This is a genomic window from Parasaccharibacter sp. TMW 2.1891 (assembly GCF_023337675.1).
Lineage (GTDB): Bacteria > Pseudomonadota > Alphaproteobacteria > Acetobacterales > Acetobacteraceae > Bombella > Bombella apis.
Map to the genome: position 1 here is coordinate 17,080 of NZ_QORT01000002.1, position 12,492 is coordinate 29,571.

Consider the following 12,492-nt stretch of genomic DNA (forward strand, 5'->3'; position numbering starts at 1 on the left):
TGAATCCCCTGCCGCGGGGTGGGGGATCTGCGATTTGTGATGACTTCCGCTCCGGGCTGTGGGGTCGGGGGGAGACGTCGTTTTTTGGAGCCCATCACTGTGTTTTTGGGCAGAGGGAGACGGCGCATGGCTGGGTGCCGGGCACTGGCTGCGGCACTCTGGAATGCTGGAAATACATGGCTTCTGCCACTCAGAATACACCGGAACACGGTAAAGAAGATTTTGCTGCCCTGCTGGATGAAACACTGGGCAGTGACAGTGCGTTTGACGGGACCGTTGTCCGCGGCCGTGTCATCCGTCTGACAGACGATCACGCCATCGTCGATGTCGGCCTGAAGAGCGAGGGGCGTGTTGCCCTGCGCGAGTTCGGCCCTGTTGGCACAACCCCGGATGTGAAGCCGGGTGATGTGTTCGAGCTGTTCATCGAGCGCTACGAGGACCGTGACGGTTCCATCGTTCTGTCCCGTGAGAAAGCCCGCCGCGAGGAGGCATGGACCGCTCTGGAGAGCGCTTTTGCCCACAACCAGCGTGTCAACGGCACGATCTATGGTCGCGTGAAGGGTGGTTTCACGGTTGATCTGGGCGGCGCCATGGCCTTCCTGCCGGGCAGCCAGGTGGACATCCGCCCCGTGCGTGACGTCGGGCCGCTCATGGGCCAGCCGCAGCCGTTCCAGATCCTCAAGATGGACCGGGCCCGTGGCAACATCGTCGTGTCACGTCGCGCCGTTCTGGAAGAGACCCGTGCCGAGCAGCGTTCCGAGCTGATCCAGGGCCTGAAGGAAGGCATGATTCTCGATGGCGTCGTCAAGAACATCACCGATTACGGTGCGTTCGTTGACCTCGGCGGCGTTGATGGCCTGCTGCATGTCACCGACATCGCCTGGAAGCGCATCAACCATCCGTCTGAAGCTCTGCAGATCGGCCAGCCTGTCCGCGTGCAGGTGATCCGCTTCAACTCCGACACGCAGCGCATCTCCCTGGGCATGAAGCAGCTTGAGGCTGATCCGTGGGAGAACGTGGCCGTCAAGTATCCGGTCAATGCCCGCTTCACGGGCCGCGTGACCAACATCACGGACTACGGTGCCTTCGTTGAGCTGGAGCCGGGTGTTGAAGGTCTGGTGCACGTCTCCGAAATGTCCTGGACGAAGAAGAACGTCCATCCGGGCAAGATCGTGGCCACCTCCCAGGAGGTCGAGGTCATGGTTCTGGATGTGGACAGCGCCAAGCGCCGCATCTCCCTGGGCCTGAAGCAGGTTCAGCGGAATCCGTGGGAGCAGTTCGCTGAAGAGCACAAGGTTGGCTCTGTCATCGAAGGCGAGATCCGCAACATCACCGAGTTCGGTCTGTTCATCGGCCTGTCCGCCGACATCGACGGCATGGTCCACATGTCCGACCTGTCCTGGGACGAGTCCGGCGAAGAGGTCATGAAGCGTTACGAGAAGGGCCAGGTCGTTCAGGCCAAGGTTCTCGACGTGGATGCCGAGAAGGAGCGTATCTCCCTGGGTATCAAGCAGCTTCAGGAAGACCCGGCCGCCGATGTGCTGGACCGCATCAACAAGGGTGATGTCGTCACCTGCGTTGTGACGGCTGTTCAGAGCAACGGGATCGAGGTCAAGGTCGATGATGTCCTGACAGGCTTCATCCGTCGTGGCGAGCTGGCCCGTGACAAGAGCGAGCAGCGTCCGGAACGCTTCGCTGTTGGCGAGAAGGTCGATGCCAAGGTGGTCGGTCTGGACCGTTCTTCCCGCAAGCTGTCTCTGACCATCCGTGGTCGTGAGGTTGAGGAAGACAAGCAGGCCATCAGTGAGTATGGCTCTTCTGACTCCGGTGCATCTCTCGGTGATATCCTTGGTGCGGCCATCCGTCGTCGTAGCTCCGAGGACTGAGAAGCTCATTTTCGGACCATGGCGGAATGGTAACATTTCTTCATGGATTCAAAGCGGTAAAAGGGCGGCCATTTGGCCGCCCTTTTATTGTTTTGTAATTATGTTGGTGGTAAATCTTTACTGGAGCTGCGCTTCAGACTGGCTCGTCCTCTGTAATTAAGCCGTTCTTACGGTCTGTCTGGTGCGGCCAGACTTGAAGATAGGTTTTTCTTGGAACTCAGGGTTGGCAATGGCGATTATCTACAACACGAATCATACCCATAACCCGAATGCCTATCTGACACTGGCAATACAGCGTGCGGCAGAAGAGCTGTTCGGGAAAGAAAACATTGTCGTTGCCGACAATATGAGTCTGGCCAGTGCGGCGGCCTCCGGCCAGCATGACACCCTGCTCTGTATTGATGGCCAGCGCATCAATCAGGCCCTGATCCGCCGTGTGCGCCCCGCCTTCAAGACCGTGATTCTCTGGACATTTGAAGACCCCTTCATGCAGGAGATAAACGGTCAGCTGGCTCCGCTGTTTGACCATGTTTTCACCAATGATCCGGCCTCCGTGTCAGTCTATCAGGGCAAGGGGCATTATCTGCCGCTGGCTGCGAGTCCCAGCCTGCATGAGCGGTCCGTGCGGGCTGCGGCTGATTGTGAGTATGATCTGTTTTTTGCCGGGACGATGTGGCCCAACCGGGTGCGGACTCTCCGGCGTGTTCTGGCCAGCTTTCCTGATGTAAGGCTGAAGCTTGTCTGTCCGGGCAATGAATATCTTCCCCCGCTGCCGGACGATATTGCTGCACTGGCCCTCCAGCGGCCTGTCAGCCATGAGGCCTTTATTGATTTCGCCAATGCCAGTGCTGTGACGCTGACCATGTTCCGGGACTATGCCAGCCATGGTGATGTCAGCCAGGCGACGGCGCCTGGTCCACGCTATTTTGAGCTTGGCCTCGCAGGGACAGCGCAGGTGGTTGAAGTGGCCCGTGGCATGGATGTCGAGCACTTCAGGAGTGTGGATGGCGTTCATCTGGCCCATGATGATGATGAGGTGGTGGAGAGCATCGCCCGACTGCTGCGGGATCATGAGCTGCGGCAGGACTCCGCCCTGGCGGCGCAGAAGTCGGTCATCGGGCAGCATCTCTATGCGCATCGTCTCCAGTTCATCCGTGAAGTCACGCAGGCGGAGTTCACATGCCATGCTCCGGCCAGTGTGGTGCCGACACCACGCCGCAACCGCCTGCGGGTGCTGATGTGCACCCACTCCACCATTCATGAGCAGGTCTGGGGTGGGGTTGAGGTTTACCAGCGGGAGCTTTGCTCCTTTCTGGGCCGGGAGGTGGAGTTTTTCTTCTGGCTGCGGCGGGGGACGAACTGCCGCCTCCTGTCTGCCAACGGGCATGAGCTGGAGCGTTTCGATATTGCGGAATGCAGTTGGGATGATGTCGTCTGCGATGCGCAGGAAGAGATGCTCTTCTCCAGTGTGCTGAGCCAGTACAATATCGATGTGGTTCACTTCCAGCATCTGGGGCATCACGCTCTTTCCCTGCCGCTCATTGCCAAGGCAAGTGGGGCAGGCGTCCTGTTCTCGGCGCATGATTTCTGGCTGGTGTCATCCCGCTACAACCTGCTGAATCAGGAGATGCGGCATGTGGAGGACCAGTTTGGTTCCGTTCTGGCCATGGATATCATGCTGAAGCAGGCGGAAGGGATCGAGTATGGCGGGGAACAGACCCGCCGTGCCTTCATCGACCGGATGTTGCACCACGTTGATGCCATCATGTTCGGTACGGCCCATTCTCGGGACTTCATGCACAGGATCTACCCTGTGCTGGACAGGAAGATCAGTCTGGTCAACGGGATCCCGAGCCCCGACGTGACGGTGCCGGTTGTGCCCAACGCTTACAGGCCGCTGGAAGAACGCCCGCTGGGCGTGGCTGTTGTTGGCAATTTCGCCCGGACCAAGGGAGCGGATACCATCCTTTCCCTGATAGAGGCGGCCCATCCTGATCATTTCCATTTCCACATTCTGGGCTATGTCCATCCGGATTATCAGCCGGTGCTGGAGGGGATGAAACGCCCGAACGTAACGGTGCATGGGCGGTACGAAGTCGGCAATACGGATGTCATGAAACAGGCCGATGTGGCGCTGTTTCTCTCCATATGGCCCGAGACCTACTGCATCTCCCTCTCCGAGGCATGGCAGTACGGGCTGGTGCCCATCGTGACGGAAATCGGGGCGCTGGATGACCGTGTGACGGATGGTGTCAATGGCTTCAAGGTACCGGTCAGCCGGGCAGACGTTGTGCTGGAACGTCTGGAGCTTCTGCGGTCTTCGGAGGATATCCGCCGGAAGATGATGGAGGCCATCACGCCTGATCTCTGGACGCATGAAGGAGATTATACGGCCGGGTTGCTCAGCCTTTACAGGGAGCTCGCACCAAAGCGTCTTCTCGGTGTGTCAGACCTGATGCTGGATGCCGGGCAGCTTGGCCTTCTGCCCATCTCTTCCTGGAAGAACCAGGCGCCGCCCCGTCATATTTTTGATCCCCCGCTGGTGCGGGATCTGGCCATCAATCTGCCATCGCACATCAATGACTGGTTCGCCATCCAGGGGGCCAACTGTTATCTGGATGACATCTGCCACCATGTGCTTGTTGAAGGGGCAGAGAAGACCTTCAAATCGGCTGATGAATTCCATCTCCGTGGCTGGCTGTTCATTCCTGGTGTCACGACGGCGGGACAGCTGCATGTCGTGCTGATCAGTGAAGATGAGCGGAGCCCGCTGATCTTCCTGAAGAGCGAGCGGGAAAGCCGGGGGGACATTTCGGAACTGTTCGGTGCCGATGTGCCGCGCCGGTCCGGTTTTTCCGTCAAGGCGGCGCTCCGGGGTAAATGGTGCGAGGGCTGGTACAGGATCGGCCTTGTCAACTCCATCAATGGCCGTGGGGCGTTCCAGCTGCTGGCCTATGGCCTGGAGGTCGAGGGCAGCAAGGTCAAGAGCATCAGGGCCTTCCGTCCGGACAATGATGTGATTCTGAACGATTTTTACAGGGTCGTGAATGATGACAATGTCCTGCGGGGTGTTCCGCTGACCCGTTTCCCGCGAGGGCGCCTCTTTGCGCAGGAGCAGGGGACGCAGTTCTATTTCATGGACCGTCTGGAGCTTCTGGCAGCCAATGAGGATACGACGCTGGTCGTGCCGCCTGAGGAGTGGGGGGGGGTCGTCCTGCGGGGCTGGAGCTTCATGGCGGGGCAGGGCCGGTCTGGTACGGTGTACGCTGCCATGGTCAGTGAGGAGACGGATGAGATCGTCCTTTTCGCCATGTCCCGTTTTGCCCGGGATGATGTCCGGACAGCCCATCACGATGCGCCACTCTGCTCTGGCTTTGAAGGGCTCCTGAGACCATGGAAGGGACGTGTCAGCCCAATGGGCGGCGTCTGGCATCTGGCTCTGGTGAATATCATCGGAGAGATTTTCGGGACGGTCGTGACGGATATCTGCATGCAGATGGAAGGGGGCCGTTGCCAGGTGCTTTACCGTGAAATGCCGACCGACGAGCAGCAGGAGCGTATCCGGCAGCTGGTGCTGGACCTTTCTGACCGACAGTCCCGGCAATGAGTTCTGGCGTGGCGGACAGGGCCGGTGGGCCATTGGGGGGACTGTCACCCCAGTGGCTTGAGTTCCAGCCGCAGTGGTATCTGCTGCGGTACCCTGATGCGCAGGAGCTGATGCTCCAGCATGGCTATGAAGATGCGCAGCGTTTCTACGAGGAGATTGGCTGCCACAGGGGGCATTCGCCCAACCGGTATTTTGATGAGATATGGTATCGGCAGGCCTATCCTGAAGTGCGACGTGGCCTGTTGGAAAAACGCTGGAAGTCCGGCTTCGAGCATTACCGGTCAGAGGGGTATCATCGCTTCTCGCCACACTGGCTGTTTGATGAGGTGGCCTATCGCCGTCGATATCTGGAGCTGACAGACCGTCATCTGGCGGAGCGTGGTTTCTGCAACGGGTATGACCATTACCTCTCCCATGGTGAGGCGCATGGGTTCAGGGCGGGGCCCTTTGTGGATGTGACGCTGCTTCAGGAAATGGCAGGCCGTCATGAGGAGTGGTTCGGCCCGGAGGGGCTGCTGGCCTCATGGCTGGTTCTGCCGGCCTATATCGCAGATGCTGCGCCACTTTCTTGGTATTTTGATGCTCCCTGGTATCTGGAAACCTACCCGCAGGTGCGTGAAGCCATCGAGGCCGGGGATTATGGTAATGCGCTGCATCATTATCTGACAAATCCAACGCCGGAGGCCTTCAATCCGTCGCCCTGGTTCGATGAGGCCTATTACCGCAGGACATCGCCGGATATTCTTCCTTCCGTCGGTGCCGGGGGATTGCGGAATGGGTATGAACATTTCGTTCTGTTCGGGGCGCATGAGGGACGTTCACCAGCAGAGGGAATTGATCTGGCGCTTTATAAACGCCATCCTCTCGTCTGGTCTGATTGTGAGGGTGGTGTCTATGACAGTCCCTTCGCCCGTCTGGTAGCGGAAAAGGCTGGCCATGCCGTACCAGTGGGATGTGAGGACCCTCTTCCTGATGAGGACCAGACCCGCCAGCTGTTCCGGGATGATGCGGCCCTGCATCTGCCTGCCCTCGCCCGTCAGAAGCTGGATTTCCGGGTGCGGGGCATGGCGGAAGTCAGTGTCATCATGGTCGTGCATGACCAGATCGACCTCACCCTTCAGGCTCTGGCGTCCCTGCGGGCTGGATATGATGGAGCCATCGAGCTCATCATTGTGGATTCCGGCTCCTGTGATGAGACATCCGGTCTGGAACAGCTTGTCGAGGGGGCGATCATCCTTCGGCACAGGACCAATATCGGCTATCTGCTGGGCTGCAATGAGGCGCTGGAGCATGTCACGGCACCGGCTGTGCTGTATCTCAACAATGACATACGGCTTTATCCCGATGCGCTGCACCATGCGCTGAAGCGCCTGTATCGTCAGGAAACAACCGGGGCCGTGGCAGCCCGTCTGGTGCGGACCAATCTCTTCCTTCAGGAAGCCGGGTCCATCATCTGGAGGGACGGAGCGACCTATGGATACCGGCGGCAGGATGACCCCAACATTCCCGAGGCCAGCTTCAGCCGGGAGGTCGATTATGGCTCGGCAGCTTTTCTGCTGGTCAGGACAGGGCTGCTCCGGCGTCTTGGTGGGTACGATACCCGGTACTGGCCTGCCTATTTCGAGGATACGGATCTGTGTGTCCGGCTCCAGAAGATCGGGGCCCGGATTGTCTATGAACCGCTGGCGATGGTCGAGCATCTGGAGTTCGGCAGTTCCGGGCAGAGTGGCTCCCATCAGCTCATCCAGCGGCACTGGAAGGTCTTTGCCCAGCAGCATCAGGAGTTCCTGCGTCAGCAGCAGCCCCAGCATATCCGCAATGCCTTGCTGGGGCGCGAGCGGCGCAGGCCGGAGCGGCAGCGTGTCCTGCTGATCGAGGATCGGATCCCCTTGCGGGGTCTGGGTTCAGGCTATGTGCGTTCCAATGATATTGTCCGTGCGCTGGTGGCGCTGGATTATCATGTGACGGTCTTTCCCGTCATGCGGGAGCAGATACCGCCCTTCCTGCTTTACCGGGACTTCCCGGAAGAGGTGGAGCTGGTCTTCAATCAGGACATGTCCACTCTGCTGGAGTTTCTGGAGGAACGGGCCGGGTATTATGACCTGCTCTGGGTCGGGCGGACCCACAACATGGCCCGCCTTCTGCCTCTGCTGAATGAGGCAAGCCGCTTCCTGCCGCATTGTGGCTCCGTCCTGGATACGGAAGTGGTGGCGGCCCCGAGAACTCTCCTTCAGCAGCAGGTGACGGGCCTGATGGCTGATGGCAGCCCGGCTCCGGAGCTTGCGCCGGAAGCCTGGGAGGAAGAGCAGGACCGGCTGCTGGCGGAGGAGCTGCGCTGTGCCCATTACTGCCAGCAGATCGTGGCTGTGACAGAGCATGATGCCGGGCTGATCCGCCGGGCGGGCTATCCCAATGTGATGGTTCTGGGGCATGGCATGGCAGTCGAGCCGACATCCCGGCCTTATGGGGAGCGGCGGGACATCCTCTTCCTTGGGGCCTTCCATAGCGAGGCCTCGCCCAATTACGACAGCATGACGTGGTTTGTCGAAGAGGTCCTGCCTTTGCTGAAGGCGCTGCCGGAAGATGTATGCCTGCACATTGCCGGGTATGTTCATCCTGCCGTGGACATGACCCCGCTGGGACAGCATGACCGCGTCGAGATTCTGGGAGCGGTGGATGATCTTGGTGCACTGTTTGACAGGTACCGGGTGTTTGTGGCGCCGACACGCTTTGCCGGTGGTCTGCCCTTCAAGGTGCATGAAGCTGCTGCCCGGGGTCTGCCCATGGTCGTGACGGATCTGCTTCGGGAGGAGGTGGGCTGGCAGGCTGGGGAGAGCCTGCTGAGCGCACCGGGAACGGACCCGGCAGGTTTTGCCGCAGCGGTGGAGCAGCTGTATGATGATGAAACACTCTGGCAGCGTATCCGCCAGTCTGCCCTGGAGGCTGTGAAACGGGATACCGATCTGGGGCAGTTCAGACATAGATTGAAACAGATTGTGGATGCCTCCCTGAACTGACATGGGGCAAGGCGTTGTGGGGGAGTGACAGATGAGCGCAGGTGAAGGGCAGACCGCCGTGAAGGACAAGGACAGCCGGAAGAAGAACAGGCCCAAAAGAAAAGAGCACAAAGTGCTGCTCTGTAGCGGTGGCCGTTATGAGAGCCACGCCAATGCCCAGGTGCGTGCCACCATCATGGAGGGACTGGAAGACTGCTTTGGCAAAGGGAACGTGGTGTCCGTGCATGTGACGGCCGCTGCCTCGGCCATCCATACCCTTCAGCCGGCCCTGGTGTTTGCCATGGGGTCTTACCTGCCGGAGAGCACCTATTTCGGAGAGGTCTCACGGGCTGCGAAAAAGGTTGGTGCCGTGACGACCTTCTGGGCCACGGAAGACCCCTATGAGCAGGATGCCCATTACCAGATCGCCAATGATTTTGATGTGATCTTTTCCTGCGACCGCTGGGGGCACAATTTCTACCAGCGTGACCGGGTGTTCCATCTGCCGCTGGGGGCCTGCCCCAAACAGCACTATGTGCCGCTCGACCGGCAGGCGGACAAGACCATTGATGTTCTCTTCTGCGGTGTGGCTTTCAGTTCCCGCAAGGAGGTCGTGCGCAACCTCATGCCGGTGCTCCAGCAGCTCAATATCCGTATCATCGGGCCGGGCTGGGGTGAGATGGGTGTGGGCTTCTCAGATGCCCGGATTGAGAAACAGCAGCTCATCGAGTTGTATAGCCGCTCACGTCTGGTGCTGAATCTGGGCCGCTCCCTGCATTTTGAGAACAAGCGCTTCATGATTTCCCCGTCCACGCCGGGCCCACGCACGTTCGAGGCTGCGGCGGCCGGGGCTTTCCAGGTTTTTCATGAGGAAACCTATGAGCTGCGCCGGTATTATGAAGCAGACGAGATTCCGGTTTTCTCGAACCGTGATGATTTCGAGCAGATCGTGAACCGGTATCTGCGGGATGATGACCTGCGGTTCGAGATGGCCAGGAAGGCGCAGGAGCGGACCATGAAGGAGCATCTGTATGGCAACCGCATCCTCCAGGCCGTGAATTATCTGATGGATGAAGGCCTGCTCTGACCTGCAGTGCGCCATGGGTCACGCTGACGTGTGGCAGGCATGGAAAAGGGCACCCGTGGGGGTGCCCTTTTTTTGTTCAGGGGGTTGAATGACTGCCCTTCATCGTGCCGGTGCGGGCCCCATGATGATGCGGGCCAGGTCTGTCGGGCGGATCCACCGGGCGAAGGCTTTCTGCACATCCGTTGCTGTCATTTCATAAACGGCTTTGGCGGCCTTGTCCGGGTTGTCCAGCGGCAGGTCGAGATCAATCAGAGAGAGCCAGAGACCGGCAAGGGAATCGAAGCTGGCCCGGCTCATCGGGAAACTGCGCAGAAGGCTGGCTTTGGCGAGGTCCAGCGTCTCGTCAGAGACAGGTTTTGTCCTCAGCCGGTTCAGGTCCTTGATGGCCAGGGCCTGTGCGGCGGGTACTTTGGCCGGGTCCGCTCCGAAGGTGATGGAGAAACTGCTGCGTGTGCGGCTGTAATTCAGTGCACTGCCAACACCGTAGACATACCCTGTACGGACACGGAGGTCCTGCATCAGGAGGGATGAGAAGCCATCACCCAGAATGGTGTTGCCGACGGCCAGAGCATGACGGTCCGGGTTGGTGACGGTCAGGCCCAGTGTTTCTGTCAGTGTCACCTTGTCCTGGGAGCGCCCGGGGTCGGCAACCACCGTTCTGCTGGCACGGCTGGGGGGAATTGGCGGCAGGTCAATCTGCGGGGCCGGTCCCCTGGCCTGCCAGCTGCCAAAGGCAGCCGTGATTTTCTGTACGGCATCCTCTGGCGTAATGTCCCCGATGATGACGATGGTTGTCAGGTCTGGCCGGTAGGCCAGCCGGTAATAGGTGTTCACATCATTGAGGCTGAGGGCCCGGATACTCTCTGGCGTGGCTTCACGCAGGGTCGGGTCCTTTGCCGGGACCAGTGCTTTCTTGACAGCCCGGCCGAAGCGATAGGCGGGGGATTGCAGCGTGCCCTGCTGGCTGCGGGCTTCCTGCTCCCGTGTGATGACGAAGGCCTGGGCCGGGAAGGCTGGGTGCAGCTCGTGCTCTGCCAGAAGGGACAGGCCTGTGGTGAAGGAATCTGTCAGGGTGCTGAGGCTGAAGCTGCTTCCGGCTTCTTCTTCGGCAGAGATGTCATCAAGGGCACGGGCCAGCGAGAGCCGGTCATGCTGCGTGCTGCCATAGAGGAAAAGCCGGTCCGTCAGGGAGGCTATACCCTCCTTGCCCTGTGGCTGCTCCAGGGCGGGGTTCTGGCGGATGCTGCCATACAGCTCGATTGTATGGCTTACATGCTCGGGCTGGACAATCAGCCGCAGGCCGTTGGGCAGTGTGGTGGCATAAGGCTGGGGGGAGGCTGGGGGCAGGGTCAGCCGGGCAAGAGCCTGCTCTGCCCAGTCCGGCAGGGTGACATGCTCCTTGGGCGGATTGGTGAAGGATTCGGCACCACCAAAGCCTTTATCTGCCAGCGGCTTGCCAGAGTTGCTGGGTGTCAGCGTCGCACTGATGGCGTGGTTGGGGTCCAGCCATTCCTGTGCCAGGGCATCAATATCGGCTTTGGTGACGGTCTGGAAGGCCCGGATCATGTCACGGGGATTGTGCAGGTGCTGGATGGCCACAGCCTGGGACCAGCTTTCCGCCTGTCCGCTGATGCTGTTGGCGTTGAATTCCAGCGCAGCGATTTCCCGCCGCCGTGCCGCTTCGATGAGGTCTGCCGGCAGGCCTGAGGAGCGGTAATGCTCCAGAATGGAGGCCATCTTCACCCGGACCGGGTCTGGATTGCCACCCTGCGGGAAGACCGCATAGGCCGTGGCAATGCCGCCCTGGGCTTCTGGTGCATACATGAAGCCGGTCTCAAGTGCTGTTCCCTGCGGGACGAGGGCAAAGAGATCAGCCCGCTGGCTGGCCAGCACGTCGGCCAGAAGCGTGGCGGCGGCAAAGCGGGGGTCACGCTGCCCGGGCATCTGCCATGCCAGCGTGACCAGTCCAGCTGGCAGGTCCGTTGGCAGGGACAGGGTCTGGCTGGCGACAGGTTTCGGCACAACCCGTGGGTGTTCTGGCAGGGTGCGGGCTGGCAGGGAACCAAAAGCGGCGTCAACCTTCTTCAGCGTTTCGGTCGGGTCCACATCCCCGGTGATGACCAGCACGGCATTGTTGGGGGCGTACCAGCTTTCATAGAACTGCCGCAGCTGATCGACCGTCGTGGCATCGAAGGACGGGCGGCTGCCCAGAGCATCGGCTTCGTATGGTGTCCCCTTGTAGAGCAGGCCTCGTACCTGTGAGAGGTAACGATAGATCGGGCTGGAGAGATCACGGGAGACTTCCTGCTCGATGGCACCGCGCTCATGTGCCCATTCATCTCCGCTCAGAGTCAGGCCCTCCATCCTGCCTGCTTCGATACGCAGGAGAATGTCCAGATCACTGGCAGGGGCGGTGAAGTAATACTGGGTGACGTCTGCTGTCGTATCGGCATTGTCGTTGTTGCCGAGCCGTGCGCTGAGTGTGGCCAGCTGGTCCCGGCTGAGGGACTTCGAGCCATTGAACATCATGTGTTCAAGCGCATGGGCCGTACCGGGGAACCCTTTGGGGGTATCCACGGACCCGACTTCGTAATTCATCATTGTCTGCACGACCGGGGCCAGATGGTTCTGGACGATGATGACACGCAGGCCGTTCTTCAGGGTCGCCCGGGTAACGCCTTCCTCATCGGTTGTGGTCAGGGCAGCTGGTGCCGCTGGGGTCCGGGTCGGTTGGGGAGGCGTTTCGGCCAGGGCGGGCAGGGCCGTGAGGCTGGTGGTCAGCAGTGTGACCGCAAGCAGGGCCGGACGGAACAGTGAAGCGGGTAGAGCCATGAGGGCTGCGCATCCTTTCAGCAGGGGAAGGGTCTGTGTCTGTTTTCGGTGTGTTGGTTACATATCGTCAAGGGGTGTGTTCTG

General features: G+C 60.1%; 5 protein-coding genes. 4 read left to right on the plus strand and 1 reads right to left on the minus strand.

The annotated features are described in order from the left end of the window. The first annotated feature begins 176 nt into the window (after positions 1–176). The 4 genes from rpsA to DTJ15_RS05590 all read left to right on the plus strand — a co-directional run bounded on the left by rpsA (position 177) and on the right by DTJ15_RS05590 (position 9,576). Positions 177–1,886 carry a 30S ribosomal protein S1 gene (gene rpsA / locus DTJ15_RS05575; RefSeq protein ID WP_043558429.1) on the plus strand — a complete coding sequence of 570 codons (1,710 nt, stop codon included), beginning with the start codon at positions 177–179 and terminating at the stop codon, positions 1,884–1,886. Between the two features lie 229 nt (positions 1,887–2,115). Then, positions 2,116–5,493: a glycosyltransferase gene (locus DTJ15_RS05580; RefSeq protein ID WP_249109637.1), complete on the plus strand. Its 3,378-nt coding sequence runs from the start codon at positions 2,116–2,118 to the stop codon at positions 5,491–5,493. Positions 5,494–5,501: 8 nt separating this feature from the next. Beyond that, positions 5,502–8,510, plus strand: a complete 3,009-nt coding sequence (locus DTJ15_RS05585; RefSeq protein ID WP_248461072.1) for a glycosyltransferase — start codon at positions 5,502–5,504, stop codon at positions 8,508–8,510. Between the two features lie 31 nt (positions 8,511–8,541). Then, positions 8,542–9,576, plus strand: coding sequence for a glycosyltransferase (locus DTJ15_RS05590; protein WP_081562839.1), 1,035 nt, complete (start codon positions 8,542–8,544; stop codon positions 9,574–9,576). Between the two features lie 99 nt (positions 9,577–9,675). Here the strand turns inward: DTJ15_RS05590 and DTJ15_RS05595 are convergent, their stop codons facing one another. Further along, complete coding sequence (locus tag DTJ15_RS05595) at positions 9,676–12,408, minus strand: pitrilysin family protein (RefSeq protein WP_103765301.1); 2,733 nt, start codon at positions 12,406–12,408, stop codon at positions 9,676–9,678. Positions 12,409–12,492 lie beyond the last annotated feature (84 nt).

Bases quoted from the DNA above. Each gene is read 5' to 3' on its own strand.
- rpsA (WP_043558429.1), top strand. From the start codon at position 177: ATGGCTTCTGCCACTCAGAATACACCGGAACACGGTAAAGAAGATTTT.
- DTJ15_RS05580 (WP_249109637.1), top strand. From the start codon at position 2,116: ATGGCGATTATCTACAACACGAATCATACCCATAACCCGAATGCCTAT.
- DTJ15_RS05590 (WP_081562839.1), top strand. From the start codon at position 8,542: ATGAGCGCAGGTGAAGGGCAGACCGCCGTGAAGGACAAGGACAGCCGG.
- DTJ15_RS05595 (WP_103765301.1), bottom strand. From the start codon at position 12,408: ATGGCTCTACCCGCTTCACTGTTCCGTCCGGCCCTGCTTGCGGTCACA.